Here is a 14,563-nt window from a genome sequence, read left to right on the forward strand (position 1 = left end):
TTCCTGATCCTCTCTCGGAGGTAGGATTTGAGACCCTGAAGGCTGGCTTTTGGTCCGACCATATGGTAGCCGATTTGAAGAGGAGGTCCTCTCGTTTGATGGGCCTGTCGCGAAGGATCTGCTGAGGGGGAAGCATGAGCCGTGGGGTGGAACTTCTTGATAAGGTTCCGGTTGGACGCCGATCGGATGCTGTCGCACAGGAACTCATGAGGATGATTCATTCGGGCGATCTTCAGGAGGGCGATCGCCTGCCGGCCGAGCGGGAGTTGATGCAGAGATATGGCGTAAGCCGGTCGGCGGTCAGGGAGGCCATCGTGTCGCTGGCCAATCGCGGGCTTGTGATGACCCGCCTGGGACATCGCCCCATTGTGCGCAAGCCCGATTATGAGATCGCAATCGATAAGGTTGGGAATCTCGTTGGTCATCTCGTGGTCGACCGGAAAGGTGTCTGGAACCTGTTCGATTCCCGCATCTTCCTGGAAGCGGCACTGGCGCGCTGGGCCGCGAGCCACGCGCGGCGCGATGACATCGAAGACCTGCGCGCCGCGCTGGAAGCCAATCGTCAGGCCATCGGCAATTCATCGAAGTTCGATGAATCCGATGCCGCCTTCCATTCCATCCTCTACCGGATACCCGGCAATCCCATCTATCCGGCCGTTCACAAGGCCTATGTGGAGTGGCTCATGCAGCACTGGCGTTCCATGAAGCGCGGTGCCGACATCGACTACATGAACTATGCAGGGCACGAGGCCATCTTCGATGCCATCACAGCACGCGACCCGGACGGCGCGGAAGAGGCCCTGCGTCGCCACCTTGTCGCTGCATGGGAGTTCGTGCGATCGACATTCGATACCGGAAAACTGGATTGCGCCCGGGGACCTGGCGATGATTCTTGATCGTCGTGGGCGTGCCAGCAGGGCGAGTCGCTAGTAGCGATCAAGGAGCGCTGTTCTAACTGAAGGTCGCATTCTGGCCCGTTCCATGAATTCAATGAATTTCTGCAAAGACCCGATAAGCGGATCTTCATTCGGTCTCTCAAACGCTGCACTTTGACCCGAGCGGAGATGTCGCGGCATGATCCTCAGAGAATGTGGATCTCTGTGGCGGGCCGGTAGGCGTTTCATGCTCATAAACTCCCCGGCTCTTTGCCCCCATCCTTCAAAACCTGTCTCCAGCCCCAGTGCAGCAGCGAAGGATCGTCGCTGTCGACACCGTGGGTCAGCAGGATATCGTGGATCTCGCCGAGGCGGTTGATTGTTGCCGGGCCGCGCTTCAGGCCGATGATCACCATAAGGATCTCGATCATCAGCAACTGAACGACATAGGCGTCACTCCCCACGCGCATGGTCGCATCGTTGGGGACATCGACGCCAAGCACAAGATCTGCCATCGCAGCGAGGGGAGTGTTCGTCTGAGTCAGCGCGATCACCGTCGCCCCCCGCTCTTTGGCGACCGCGACGGCCTCCAGAAGGGTAGGCATGCGGCCGACGAAGGAGATGGCGAACAGCACATCTTCCTCGGATTGCATGGCGCCTGCGACAAGCTGCAGATGAGCGTCGGAGAACGCGTTCGCCGTGATTCCGAGGCGGAACAGGCGCGCCTGCATGTCGACGGCGAGGAAGTTCGAGGTCGCCCCAGTTCCGAAACAATCGACCCTGCGTGCGCGATGCATGGCTTCGGCTGCCCTCTCCACCTCAGCCGGAGCAATCTGATGCTGCCAATCCGCAAGCACCGAAGTGACGCTGCCGACGACATTGCGGACGACATCTGCGGTCCTGTCGCCCGGAGTCACGCTGCGATGCAGGTAGGGCGCGCCGACTGCCAGAGCGCCCGCCAGCTTCAGCTTCAAATCGCGCAGCCCGTCGCAACCGACCGTGCGGGCGAACCGTACAATGGTCGGGGCGCTTACGCCTGCCTTTGCCGCGAGCTCCTCCACATTGGCCTGCATGGCCCAGTGTGGGTTCTCCAGGATCATTGCAGCGATGCGGCGCTGGCCGTCCGACATGGCACCGATATTGGCATGGATCGACCGAAGAATGTCGGAGCCTGCATCCGGCGACACGTTGGGGATGGGATCGGCGTGATTCATGCCGCGGCAGGCCTTTCGTCATTTGCCATATCATAGAGGCAGGCGAATTGATGATCGCCCTCTGCCGAGCGCAATTTCGGAACGTTCCGTGCACATTCCTCGGTCGCGATCGGGCACCGGGTACGAAACACGCAGCCTGACGGAGGGGCCATGGGAGAAGGAATATCGCCCGTGAGCATCCGACGGATCTTCGGCGCGTCGGGATCGGCTTTCGGAGAGGCTGCGAGAAGAGCTCGCGTATAGGGGTGGCGTGGCCGAGACGCAACGTCCTTCGCCGACCCAATCTCCATGATGCGGCCTAAATAAAGCACCGCGATGCGGTCGCACATTAACTCAACGACATCCAGATCATGCGAAATGAACAACATCGCCAAGCCGAAGCGTTGCCGAAGATCCTGCATCAGGTTGATTACCTGGGCCTGAACGGACACGTCGAGGGCGGAAACCGGCTCGTCCGCGATGATCAGCTTCGGCTCCACAGCCAGGGCGCGGGCTATCCCAATACGCTGACGCTGGCCGCCGGAAAACTCATGCGGGAAGCGCGACATGTGGGCGGCTGGAAGGCCGACAGTTTCTAGGAGTTCTGCGATCCGCTCGGTGCGCCGAGACCCGCTGGCGAGACGGTGGGCATCGAGTGCCTCGCCGATGATGTCACGCACACGCAACCGGGGATTCAGACTCGCATAGGGATCCTGAAAGACCATCTGCGCGTTGCGGCGAAGTGCTTTCAGCTGCCGTTCGGGGCGCCTCGAGATGTCCTCGCCCTCGAATCGGATCGTACCTGAGGTCGGATGGATGAGCCGCAGGACGAGGCGTCCGATCGTGCTCTTGCCGGAGCCGGACTCGCCGACCAGCCCTAGTACCTCGCCCGGAGCGACATGGAAGCTGACATCCTCAACCGCGCGAACGGGGTGCGGCGCCCGCCCGAAATGTTTCGTCAGGCCTTCGACGGCCAGAAGCGGCAAAGCGCTCATGCGGGGATCTCCCTCCATCTCAGGCAGCGCACGCTGCGATCCATCTCGGTTTCCAGCAGGACCGTGCCCACACCGCAGGGATCCGTCGCATGAACGCAGCGCGGTGCGAAGGCGCAGCCATCGCCGATTTTGCCGATTGAGCCGGGGATCGACTGCACCACGCGGCGCCCGTCCTCTCCACGCCGGGCGCGGGCCGGCAGGCAGTTCAGCAATGCGTTCGTGTAGGGATGCCGTGGCGTGCGGAAGATCTCTCCGACCGAGCCGGTCTCGACCACCTGCCCAGCATACATGACAGTGACCCGGTCCGCGATTTCGGCAACGACCCCGAGATTGTGCGTGATGAACAGCACGCCCATCCCGATCTCCCGCTGGAGCCGTTGGATCAGCGCGAGAATCTGGGCCTGGATGGTGACGTCGAGCGCCGTCGTCGGCTCGTCCGCGATGAGCAGGGACGGATTGCACGACATTGCCAGCGCGATCATCACTCTCTGGCGCATCCCTCCCGACATCTGGTGCGGGTACTCGTGCACGCGTCGCCGGGCGTGTGGGATCTCCACGAGGTCGAGCATCTCTTCGGCCCGCTTGAGAGCGGATGCATGTCCGAGACCCATGTGCAGGCGAACAGATTCGGCAATCTGCTCGCCCACGGTGAGAACCGGGTTGAGGCTTGTCATCGGCTCTTGAAAGACCATCGCGATCTCCGCGCCGCGCAGCCCGCGCAGATCCGACAGGGGCAGCGCCGCGAGGTCGACAGTCCTCCCGGACCGCTGGCGGAACAGAATTTTCCCTCCCGAGACACGTCCGGCCGGGCGCGGAAGCAGGCCCATGACGGAAAGGCTCGTCACGGACTTTCCGGAGCCGGATTCCCCAACGAGAGCAAGTGTCTCTCCCGGCGCGACGGAAAGCGTTACGCCACGCACCGGAGCAATCTCTCCGTCTTCGGTGCGAAAGCGGATTTCGAGATCCTGGATCGAGAGCAGAGAAGGCGTATTCATGCTCATAGCGCCTTCCGCAGTTTGGGGTCGAGCATATCGCGCAGCCCGTCGCCGACGACCTGCAGGGAAAGGGCAGCCAGCACGATGGCGAGCCCAGGGAAGAGCACCACCCAAAAAGCCTGATCCGCATATTGTTGGCCGGAGGCGATCATGGTCCCCCAGGTCGGCAGTTCCGGTGGCACGCCTGCGCCCAAGAAGGAAAGACCGGCTTCGGCCAAGACGGCATAGGCGAAAATGAATGTTGCCTGCACCAGAACCGGCGAGGCGACGTTGAGGAGGATGTGAACGGACAAGATCCGGCGTGTCGAAACACCCAAGGCGCGGGCAGCCTCGACGAACGGCAATTCGCGGATAACCAGGGTCGACGCACGCACCACGCGGATCACCCGTGGCGTGTAAACGATGGAGAGAGCGAGCACGACGTTGAAGGCGGAGGCTCCAAGAACCGCCACCAGAAAGATTGCCAGCAGAATGTCGGGCAGTGCCATCAATGCATCGACGACCCGCATGACGAGACCGTCGAGCGACCGGAAGTAGCCCGCCAGGAGCCCGAACAGCGTGCCGAACGTCATCGATACGAGTACCACGGCGAACCCGATGCCGAGTGACGCGCGGGCACCGTAGATAATACGGGAGAGAATGTCCCGACCGAACTCGTCGGTACCGAGCCAGTTCAGCTCGCCAGGCGGCTTGAGGCGGCGAATGACCTTGATTGCCGTCGGTTCGTATGGCGCGACCCATGGGGCCAGAAGCGCCATAAGCATGATGACGCACAAGACGAGGAAAGCAATGAGGACGAGCTTGCGCCGGAACATGCGGCGGAAGAACAGAAGAAGCGGAGACTGTTCCATGATCAGTACCGCACGCGAGGATCGACGAAGGTGTAGATGATGTCGATCAGTAAATTGATCAGCACATAGATCCCGGCGACGACGATGAGCGCCCCCTGGATCACCGGGTAGTCGCGCCGCAGCACAGCCGAGACGACGAGGTTTCCGATGCCCGGAAGTCCGAACACGGTTTCAGTGACGATGGCGCCGCCGACCAACAGGGCCGCCGTGAGACCCACCACAGTGATGATCGGCACGAGGGCGTTGCCGAAGGCGTGGCGCAGAACCACGCGTGCTTCAGACAGGCCCTTCGAGCGCGCGGTGCGGATATAATCGTCGCTCAGTACGTCGAGCATGCTGGCTCGTGTGAAACGGACAATCAGGGCTGAGTTGACGATTCCGAGAACAGTGGCTGGCAAGGCGAGATGAAGGATGCGCTCCATGAAGGGGGCGCCGGGCTCGCCATAGCCGGCGACTGGAAACCAGCCGAGCCGGACGGCGAAAAGCTGAATGAAGATGAGACCAAGCCAGAAGCTCGGGATATTCGCCGCCAGCATAGCGAGACCGCTGACGATCTGGTCTACCAGACGTCCGCGCCACACGGCAGAGGCAATACCGGCCGGAATGCCGACCAGAGCGGCGACGGAGACGGAGAAAAGAGCCAGGAAGAACGTGGGCTCCGCACGCTCCGCAATCGCCTGGATGACCGGGCGCTGCAGGAAGATCGACTGGCCGAGATTACCGGTCGCGATCTCCTTGAGCCACAGAAGGAACTGCACGAGGATAGGCTTGTCGAGCCCGTAGACCTGCCGCAGCCGCGCAATGTCTTCTGCGGTTGCCTGATCCCCCAGCATCAGCGCCGCCGGGTCGCCCGGAGCGAGCCGGGTGAGGAAGAAGACCATCGTCGCCACCAGGAACATGACGATGATAAGGCTGCCGAGACGACGGCCGAGCTTGAGCCACATTGCTTCCTGCTCCGGGAAAAGAGACAGAGACGATGGATCCGTCTCTGCCGCCGGTCTTTCGAAGGGAAAGAGTCGCTTACTTGGCGATCTCGACGTTCCAGAAGGCCGGCCACGGCATCGGTGTGTAGCCTTTCATCTTCGTCGAGACGCCGCTCAGCGATGCGAAGTTGCCGACGCGGACGTAGGGAACCTCGTCATAGACGACTTCCTGAACCTTGCCCCAGAGTGCACCGCGCTTGGCAGGGTCCGGCTCGCTGTTGAAGGCTGCGAGCGCGGCGTCCTTCGCGGGCGTCTTCCACCAGCCTGGAGCGCCGTCGCCGAGCTGCGGCGGCGAGAGCATGGGCTCCGGCAGGAACGCCGAATGGGTGATGTAGACGTCCCACAGGGCCGGATCGCCACGGCGCTGGATCAGGGTTGCCCAATCGACCACGTCGAGCGTGACGTTGAAGCCTGCCGCCTTCAGCTCCTCGGCCATCACAAGCGCCATGCGGTTGTGGAAGTCATATTGCTTGGAATTGAGGATGCGGATGGGGGTGCCGTCGTACTTGGCCTCCGCCAGAAGCTTCTTGGCTCCTTCGGCATCGCCTTTGTTGTATTTGTCCGTCCCCGCGGTGGAGTAGAAGGGGGACCCTTTCGGGAAGTGCTCGCCGGCAACTTGGTAGAATTTTGGATCTCCGAAACCCGCGAGCAGAAGCTCCTCGGCGTTCAATGCCATCTGGAACGCCTGGCGGATTTTCGCATCCGCCATCGGGCCCTGCTTCGTATTCACTGGAATGTAGGGGAAGCCATAGGGCATGGTCACCACGGCGGTCACGCCGGAGGCCGAGGAGACCTTCTTGTTGCTCTCGACGGGAAGTTGATCGGCGAATTGATACTGGCCTGCGACAACGCCCTCGACGCGCGTGTTGGCGTTCGGGACGGGAATGAAGCGCAACTCGTCGATCTTCGCTTCGCGCTTGCCCGCATAGCCGCTTGCGGGCTCGCTACGGGAGACGTAGGCGTCGTGCTTCACCAGAACGACGTATTGATCCGGCTTGCGCTCGCGAAATTTGTAGGGGCCGGTGCCGATGAACTCGACGAGTGGAGTGGCGATGGACTCCTTCGCCATGATGGCAGCGAAGCCGGAGGGGAGGGCGAGATGGGCCAGCAGCGCCGGCTGAACTTCCGACAGGGCGATTTCGACCGTTGAGGGCCCTTTCGCGGAGATCGAGGCAATGCTCTTGGCGAGTCCCTTGCCGCGGGGAGTCATCTCGATCCAACGCTTGAGAGAGGCGACGACGTCCTCGGCGTCGAGGTCGCGCCCGTTGTGGAGCTTCACCCCCCTGCGGATCTCAATCGTGTAGGTTTTGCCATCGGCGGAGATCTTCGGCATCTCGGCAGCCAGCATGGGCTTGATGGCCCATTGAGCATCGAAGGTGAACAGCGGCTCGTAGACATGCTGCATGATGAGGCCGACGAGATCGGCCGTAGATGCCATCGGATCCAGCGATTGCGGCTCGCCAACCATGGCGAGATTGGCACTCGTCGTGGCCTGAGCCCAGACGAGGTTAGGTGCGAACAATGCAGCGGCAGCCATTCCGGTTGCGGCAAGGCTCAGCCCCCGCCTCGTGAGCGCGCCCGTGCGATCCCGATGATCTTTCATGCAGTCCTCCATCGATATCCACCCAACGTGTTCCCTTATGTTTCAGGCGGGTGTTGATGAAAGTTTATTAAGCTGTTCCATCGACTGTCAATTCCCTTGACCCGAAATAACGCCAGTTTTACGCCTTATGGCAGCGAGCTCGCGTTGGCAGGTTGTGTCAAGGTGGGTAAATTGTGTAATTTACTTTCACGATATTGGTGATGGTGCCAGAGAAGGATCTTTCGCTATGAGTTTTGATCTCGTTCTGCGGGATGGGCACGTCATCGATCCATCTCAATCGATCAACCGGGTGGCCGATGTCGCCTTCTCTGGCGGGAAGATCGTCGCGGTGGGCGATCATCTGTCCGAGAACGCTCGCACGGTACATGACGCGAGGGGCAAGATCGTCACGCCGGGGCTGATCGATCTTCATACCCATGTTTACTGGGGCGGTACGTCGCTGGGTGTCGATCCCCTGGTGCTGGCTCGCGGTGGGTGCACGACACTGGTCGATACGGGAAGCGCCGGTCCCGGCAACTATCCCGGCTTTCTCGAGCACGTGATCAAGCCCTCGCCGGTGCGGATCATCGCCTATCTCAACGTTTCTTTCGCCGGAATTTATGGCTTCTCCAAACGCGTGATGGTGGGTGAAAGCGGAGACCTGCGGCTCATGGCGCCGATCGATGCCGCTGAAGTCGCCGACGCGAACCGCGATACCCTCGCCGGCATCAAGGTCCGTGTCGGCTTTCACGCTTCGGGCAATTCAGGAATTGTTCCGTTGGATATCGGCCGTCAGGTCGCCGATCGCGTGAACATGCCCATGATGGTGCATATCGACCATCCCCCGCCGACATTGCCGGAGGTCCTCGGGCGTCTGCGTGAAGGTGATGTCCTCACCCATTGCTTCCGGCCCTTCCCGAACACCCCCGTAACGTCGGACGGCAAAGTGCATCCGGCCGTGCTCGATGCCCGTCAGCGGGGCGTCATTTTCGACATTGGACATGGCATGGGGTCCTTCTCCTTCCAGACGGCACGAGTCATGCTGGACAACGGCTTTCTGCCGGACTGCATCTCCAGCGACGTGCACGCTCTGTGCATCGATGGGCCGGCCTTCGACCTGCTGACCACGCTATCGAAGTTCCTCTGTCTGGGCATGCCTCTGACCGAGGTGATCAAGGCGGCGACCGAAAACCCTGCCAGGGCCCTCGGACGTCCGGAACTCGGTACCTTTAGACATGGCAGCGCCGGTGACGCCTCGATTCTGGAGCTTCAGGATGGCACCTTCGATTATGTGGATTCGGTGGGCGAACATCTTTCCGGAACGATGCGCCTCGCGGCACGAGGTGTCGTGATCAACGGTCAGATGTGGCACGAAGCCCAAGAGGAGATTTGATCATGACGCCTGAAGAGAAACTCGCCTCGACGGGCATGAGGCTGGCGCATGCTTCGGTGCGGGGGGCCGCTTACGTGCCCTATTGCCGGGTCGGCAATCTGCTCTACCTTTCGGGTCAAGGGCCCACTTGCGCCGATGGTACCTATCAGCCGGTTCGGGCGCAATGCGACCATCGAAGAAGGCTATGAAGACGCCCACCTGAGCGAGCTCAATCTACTTGCCGTCGCCAAGTCGGCCATCGGCGAGCCGGGGATCGCATGACGTTCGAAATCAAAAGCAGTTCGGGACGCATGCAGGCGGCATCGGCAACCGAGGTATCAGGCTGCAACAATTTCCGATCCATCGATCAAATCGAAGATCCTCCATCCAGGGTGGCATTTTGACTCTTGCGCTCGCGCGGCGATACCGCTCAACTTCACGGAAAAGGCCAGAGAACGATGGATACAGGCCAACTCGGGAGGAAAGCCAGTGTGCGAGATCTATGCCAGCCAATTGCCTGATACCTACGCCTACATCACGCGGTCAGTCCGCCTGAACGGCTACAGCACGTCCATCAAGATCGAGGCGAAGTTCTGGCGGGTCCTCGAGGAAATCGCGCGGCAGGAAGGCGTGGCGCTTACCTCCTTCCTGGCGACCCTATATCATGAGGCCGAGGCGATCCACGGGGAGGTCCGCAACTTCGCCTCGCTCCTGCGCTGCACCTGCTTGGTCTATCTCAGCGAAACGCGTGAGCGGGAGCATGCCGAAACCGGGCACCGGACGACAACGGCCAAACAGGTCAGCTACCCTGTCCCATGTAGTACCACGGTAACACCCGCCGGGTCCTGATCGGCGCTACAGTTCCTCATCGTGCAACAACGACGGGAGAAACCGCAGCGCATGACAAAGGCAGCCCACTCGATGATCCGGGTCCTGGACGAGAGCCGTTCGGTCGACTTCTATTCCAAGGCGTTCGGCCTGGAGGTTGCCGACCGCTTTCCGTTCGACGGCTTCACTCTGGTCTATCTCCGCAACGGTAGCAGCGATTTCGAGGTCGAGCTCACAGTCAACCATGACCGGACGGAGCCCTACGATCTCGGCAACGGATACGGCCACATCGCGTTTGTCGTCGACGATCTCGAGGCCGAGCACCAGCGCTTCGAGAGCCTCGGCCTGAAGCCCAACCCGATCAAGGAATTCATGCGCGACGGGGCGCTCCTGGCGAAGTTCTTCTTCGTCCAGGACCCCGACGGCTACAAGATCGAGATGATCCAACGGCACGGCCGATACCAATGAGACCTGGCACGGGGCGCCGCACACCACGGCGCCCCGTGTCGCTTCTGGACCACAACAAGAAAACGTTCGACGAGGAAACAACCCAAGGAGGACCTGATGAAGGACAACGACGTCAGCCTGTCACGCCGCTCGCTGCTCAAGGGCGCGACAGCGGCCGCGTTCATGATCTCGGCAGGTGCAATCATCAACCCGATGGAGGCCTGGGGCCTTGAGGTGAAGGCCCTGAAGCCTGAGACCATGCAGACGCTGATCCAGATGGCCCGGGACATCTATCCGCATGATAGCGTCGCCGATCGCTTCTATGCCATCGCGTTGAAGGAGTACGATACGAAGTCCGCTTCCGACGCCGCACTGAAGAGCCAGGTCGAGGATGGCGTCGCGAAGCTCGATGAGCTTGCCACGGCGAAACACGGCACCCGCTATGTCGACGTGGGCTGGGAGTCACAGCGCGTCGCCATCCTGCGGGAGATCGAGAAGGATCCTTTCTTCCAGAAGGTCCGGGGAGGGCTCGTCGTGAGCCTTTATAACCAAAAGGAGGTCTGGCCCCTCTTCGGGTACGAGGGCGAGTCCGCCATCCACGGCGGCTACGTCAACCGCGGCTTCGACGACATCGACTGGCTCTGAGACGGGGGAGGACTTCGACATGTCAGCAAAATTCGAGCTCAACGACGACTCCGTGGTGGTGATTGTCGGCTCGGGAGCCGGCGGCGGCACCCTCGGAACCGAACTCGCGCTGAAGGGGATCAAGACGGTCATCCTCGAGGCCGGCGCGCGGCACGAGATCGAGGACTTCGTGAACGACGAGTGGGACAGCTTCGCTCAACTCGCCTGGACGGACATGCGCACGACGTCCGGCTCGTGGCGCGTCGCGCGGGACTTCGCCAACCTGCCGGCTTGGATCGTGAAGGCGGTGGGGGGGTCGACGACGCATTGGGCTGGAGCCTCGCTCCGCTTCCAGGAACACGAGTTCAGGACCCGTTCGGTCTACGGTGACATCAAAGGAGCGAGCCTGCTCGACTGGCCGATCACCCTGAAGGAACTGGAGCCCTACTACGAGAAGGCTGAATTCCGCATGGGCGTCACCCGTACTAACGGGATCGCGGGCCTTCCAGGTAACAACAACTACAAGGTCTTCGAGAAGGGCGCGAAGGCAATCGGCTATCAGGACGTGTCAACCGGCCGGATGGCAATCAACTCGGCCGAGCGGGACGGGCGATCCGCCTGCCAGCAGGCCGGCTTCTGCTTCCAAGGCTGCAAGTTCGGTGCCAAATGGTCGACCCTGTACGCCGAAATCCCGAAAGGCGAGGCGACCGGCAATCTCGAGGTGCGGCCGAACGCACACGTGCTGCGGATCGAACACGATGCCTCGGGCAAGGTGAGCGGGGTCGTCTACGCGGACAAGGATGGCAACCAGCACCGCCAGAAGGCCCGCATAGTAGCGGTCGCCGGAAATTCTATCGAGAGCCCGCGCCTGCTCCTCAATTCGGCCTCCTCGAAGTACACGGACGGGCTGGCGAACTCATCCGGGCAGGTAGGCCGGAACTATATGCGGCACATGACCGGATCAGTCTATGCCGTGTTCGACAGACCCGTCCGCATGTGGCGAGGCACGACCATGGCCGGGATCGTTCGCGACGAGGCGGACCACAGGCCGGATCGTGGCTTTGTCGGCGGCTACGAACTCGAGACCCTGTCTCTGGGCCTGCCTTTCATGGCGGCCTTTCTCGACCCAGGTTCCTGGGGAAGAGAGTTCACGACGGCGCTGGATTCTTACGAGAACATGGCGGGCCTGTGGATCGTCGGCGAGGACATGCCGCAGGAGTCGAACCGCATCACGCTCTCGTCCGAGAAGGATCGGTTCGGGATGCCCGTGGCCAATGTGCACTTCGACGATCATCCGAACGATATCGCGATGCGGAACCATGCCTATCGGCAGGGGAGCGCGATGTACGAGGCTGTAGGCGCGACCCGCACCTTCCCAACGACGCCGTACCCGTCGACACATAATCTTGGCACGAACCGGATGAGCGAGAACCCGCGGGATGGGGTGGTGAACAAGTGGGGCCAGTCGCACGACATCCCGAACCTGTTTATCTCAGATGGCAGCCAGTTCACTACAGGAGGCGCCGAGAATCCGACGCTCACCATCGTCGCCTTGGCGATCCGGCAGGCCGAGTACATCGCTGGCCAAATGAGTCAAAAAGCTATTTGAACCGTCAATGAACTCTGGAAGAGGGCGGCCTCATTGAAGGTCGCCCTCGTGCATGGGAAAAATCAAAATGCCTACCCGAATCCATGACTGCCTGACATTCCTGGGGTGCTAGCAATTTCCTCGGATGACCTGATGCCGACATTCTGAAGGGTGAGGCTGGAGTGATAGGCGCGCCCCTGTTTCGATGGTCGAGGGCGCCAATGCGTACCGATCTGTCTCAAGTTTCTCATATCCTGACGCCGCATTCACTCATCGGCGGGGTGATCGACCGAGCAGGAGCGGTCTTCAGTAAATGAGGCGGGCAGCAGCGGCATAGAGCGAAATGCCAATGATGATGTTGAATGGGAAAGTGAGGCCTAGGGCTGCGCCCAGGTAATTCCCTGGATTCGCGTTAGGCAGGGCAAGCCGTACCGCAGCGGGTGCTGCGATATAGGTGGCACTCGCTGCAAGCGTTGCAAGCACAATAGCTCCGCCGGCAGACAATCCGACCAGAAGTGCCGCTCCCAATCCCAGAAGGACGTGCAACATTGGCGCTCCGAGCGCAACGAGGATCAGCATCGGTCCTGCCGGCCGCAGATCACGAGTCCGTTGAGCGGCGGCGATCCCTAGCTCCAGTCTCAACATCATCGATGAGTTCACGCGCGAATGCCTGGCCATCAGAGTGAACCGGAAACTGAAGGCTGTCGACGTGACCGATATGCTCTCGGACCTGTTCATCCTGCGTGGTATTCCAGGTCACATTCGTTCCAATAACGGATCCGAATTCGTGGCGAAAGCAATCCGCGAAAGGATTGGATCTGTGGGAGCCAGGACGGCCTACATCGAGCCGGTCAGCCCATGGGAGAATGGCTATTGCGAGAGCGTCAACTCGAAGCTGCGGGCTGAACTGCTGAAAGGAGAGATCTTCTACACCCTGCGGGAGGCGCAGGTGACTGTCGAAAACTGGCGTCGGCACTCCAACACGGTGCGCCCGCACTCATCCTTGGGCTACCGACCACCTGCTCCAGCGGTCATGGTCCATGCGTCCAAGCTAACGCCAAGACCAGCCCTGAATTAACACCACACACGGATCACCCACATGGGGCAGGCCGCCTCCTTGGATCAACAAGCAGAAACCCCGCCCAGGGTAGAGCCGAATGGGGTTCTGCTAGGAGGCCTGATACGCAACTCAGCCTGGCTTGTATATAGCAGCAGATGGTAAATAGCTTGTTGCGGCTACTGGGGCATGACAACGGTCAGGTATGCTGCTGTTGGCTTCTCGTTCGGGCCAAAGGGCCCCGGAACCTGGTTCCGGACAGGCTTCATACTCTTCAGGTAGCGGGCAAGCGCCTTGGCATCAGCGTCCGTGAGGTTGCCGTAGGAATGGTAGGGCATGATGGGCACGAGTTGCCGACCGTCTGGGCGAACTCCGGTCCGAACAGCCTTGATGATGTCGTCCTCGCTCCACTTGCCGAGGCCCGTCTCAGCATCAGGCGTGAGGTTGGGAGGATAGAAAATCCCAAGTCCTGGGATCTGAAAGCCGACCTCTGATCCAGCCAGAGGGCGCTGCATGTCAGGCTTGCCGAGGAAGGTACCTGGAGTATGGCAGCCTGTGCAATCCATGATGGTGACCAGGTATTCGCCTCTTTGCGTTTGGGTCTGCGCAACGGCTGGTAGGCCGGACATGAGGATGCCGCCCATTATGAAAGCAGTCCACACAATCTGTCTCATGGAGTTCCCCTATCGAAGGTTGAACTCCGCCAAAATGACAGAAGCGTGGCCGCGGAAAAGTGCGCATAAGACGTAAATAGAAACTCCGCTCCGGCGGGAGCAGGGCTTAAGGATTGAGCCGACGAAGCCGTCTGTCTCCGACGCCGCTGTTGCTGGCTGGGAGCTGGATAGCCGTAGTTGGCCCTCGCTATTCACTCCTCCTTCGACGGCTTAAAGCTCAACTCGGATCTCAACATTGTGGCCATCACTCACGGCCCAATGAGCGAGGCGGATCTTCAGCATGCCGCCTCTGGCATTTCGATCTCGACCTGTTCTGGGATCAGAGCATCATCGGCGTCTATGCCGAGATATCGTACCATACTTCCGATCTTCGTATGGTCGTAGGACAAGATGCATTGGAAAGCTCCTGTTCTGGCAGAGACTGTCGCAGCTCGCCTGACGAGCTTACCGAGGGGCCGGATCCTCGCGTCCGACAGTCGCTGCATGCCGAACCAGAGTC

At 60.9% G+C, this 14,563-nt stretch carries 15 protein-coding genes and 1 pseudogene; 8 read left to right on the forward strand and 8 right to left on the reverse strand.

What is annotated here, in order from left to right:
• Nucleotides 1–134 precede the first annotated feature (134 nt).
• Entirely contained in the window at nt 135–896 is a 762-nt protein-coding gene (locus GR328_RS05295) for an FCD domain-containing protein (protein WP_160883484.1), read from the forward strand.
• 230 nt (nt 897–1,126) lie between these two features.
• Here GR328_RS05295 and GR328_RS05300 read toward each other — a convergent pair whose 3' ends face one another.
• The 6 genes from GR328_RS05300 to GR328_RS05325 form a co-directional block, all read right to left on the reverse strand.
• Nucleotides 1,127–2,089: a MurR/RpiR family transcriptional regulator gene (locus GR328_RS05300; RefSeq protein ID WP_160883485.1), complete on the reverse strand. Its 963-nt coding sequence runs from the start codon at nt 2,087–2,089 to the stop codon at nt 1,127–1,129.
• Nucleotides 2,086–3,063, reverse strand: coding sequence for an ABC transporter ATP-binding protein (locus tag GR328_RS05305; protein ID WP_160883486.1), 978 nt, complete (start codon nt 3,061–3,063; stop codon nt 2,086–2,088). Before GR328_RS05305 ends, GR328_RS05300 begins: the two co-directional genes overlap by 4 nt.
• Complete coding sequence (locus GR328_RS05310; RefSeq protein ID WP_160883487.1) at nt 3,060–4,058, reverse strand: ABC transporter ATP-binding protein; 999 nt, start codon at nt 4,056–4,058, stop codon at nt 3,060–3,062. The genes GR328_RS05305 and GR328_RS05310 overlap by 4 nt, the downstream gene beginning before the upstream one ends.
• Nucleotides 4,059–4,060: 2 nt before the next feature.
• Complete coding sequence (locus GR328_RS05315; protein WP_160883488.1) at nt 4,061–4,909, reverse strand: ABC transporter permease; 849 nt, start codon at nt 4,907–4,909, stop codon at nt 4,061–4,063.
• 2 nt (nt 4,910–4,911) lie between these two features.
• Nucleotides 4,912–5,853, reverse strand: coding sequence for an ABC transporter permease (locus tag GR328_RS05320; protein ID WP_160883489.1), 942 nt, complete (start codon nt 5,851–5,853; stop codon nt 4,912–4,914).
• 76 nt (nt 5,854–5,929) lie between these two features.
• A complete protein-coding gene (locus GR328_RS05325) occupies nt 5,930–7,495 on the reverse strand; it encodes an ABC transporter substrate-binding protein (RefSeq protein WP_246215707.1) in 1,566 nt (521 codons plus the stop codon).
• Between the two features lie 226 nt (nt 7,496–7,721).
• Here GR328_RS05325 and GR328_RS05330 point away from each other — a divergent pair, with 226 nt between their 5' ends.
• The 6 genes from GR328_RS05330 to GR328_RS05350 all read left to right on the forward strand — a co-directional run bounded on the left by GR328_RS05330 (nt 7,722) and on the right by GR328_RS05350 (nt 12,354).
• A complete protein-coding gene (locus tag GR328_RS05330; protein WP_160883491.1) occupies nt 7,722–8,867 on the forward strand; it encodes an amidohydrolase/deacetylase family metallohydrolase in 1,146 nt (381 codons plus the stop codon).
• A 135-nt stretch (nt 8,868–9,002) separates the two neighbouring features.
• On the forward strand, nt 9,003–9,128 hold the full coding sequence (locus GR328_RS27950) for a hypothetical protein (protein WP_281351913.1): 126 nt from the start codon (nt 9,003–9,005) through the stop codon (nt 9,126–9,128).
• A gap of 207 nt (nt 9,129–9,335) precedes the next feature.
• A complete protein-coding gene (locus tag GR328_RS05335; RefSeq protein WP_160883492.1) occupies nt 9,336–9,695 on the forward strand; it encodes a ribbon-helix-helix domain-containing protein in 360 nt (119 codons plus the stop codon).
• Nucleotides 9,696–9,746: 51 nt separating this feature from the next.
• Entirely contained in the window at nt 9,747–10,142 is a 396-nt protein-coding gene (locus GR328_RS05340) for a VOC family protein (RefSeq protein WP_160883493.1), read from the forward strand.
• A gap of 96 nt (nt 10,143–10,238) precedes the next feature.
• Nucleotides 10,239–10,766 carry a gluconate 2-dehydrogenase subunit 3 family protein gene (locus GR328_RS05345; RefSeq protein ID WP_160883494.1) on the forward strand — a complete coding sequence of 176 codons (528 nt, stop codon included), beginning with the start codon at nt 10,239–10,241 and terminating at the stop codon, nt 10,764–10,766.
• Nucleotides 10,767–10,785: 19 nt separating this feature from the next.
• Nucleotides 10,786–12,354, forward strand: coding sequence for a GMC family oxidoreductase (locus GR328_RS05350; RefSeq protein ID WP_160883495.1), 1,569 nt, complete (start codon nt 10,786–10,788; stop codon nt 12,352–12,354).
• A 285-nt stretch (nt 12,355–12,639) separates the two neighbouring features.
• Here GR328_RS05350 and GR328_RS05355 read toward each other — a convergent pair whose 3' ends face one another.
• Nucleotides 12,640–13,071, reverse strand: coding sequence for a sodium-dependent bicarbonate transport family permease (locus tag GR328_RS05355; RefSeq protein ID WP_160883496.1), 432 nt, complete (start codon nt 13,069–13,071; stop codon nt 12,640–12,642).
• On the opposite strand from GR328_RS05355, the pseudogene GR328_RS05360 reads away from it, so the two are divergent.
• Nucleotides 12,971–13,411: pseudogene (locus tag GR328_RS05360) on the forward strand (integrase core domain-containing protein); the annotation flags it as partial. The gene GR328_RS05355 and the pseudogene GR328_RS05360 overlap by 101 nt on opposite strands.
• A 158-nt stretch (nt 13,412–13,569) precedes the next feature.
• Here GR328_RS05360 and GR328_RS05365 read toward each other — a convergent pair.
• Nucleotides 13,570–14,064, reverse strand: coding sequence for a c-type cytochrome (locus GR328_RS05365; protein WP_160883497.1), 495 nt, complete (start codon nt 14,062–14,064; stop codon nt 13,570–13,572).
• Between the last annotated feature and the right edge of the window lie 499 nt (nt 14,065–14,563).

The organism is Microvirga makkahensis (assembly GCF_009830105.1).
GTDB lineage: Bacteria > Pseudomonadota > Alphaproteobacteria > Rhizobiales > Beijerinckiaceae > Microvirga > Microvirga makkahensis.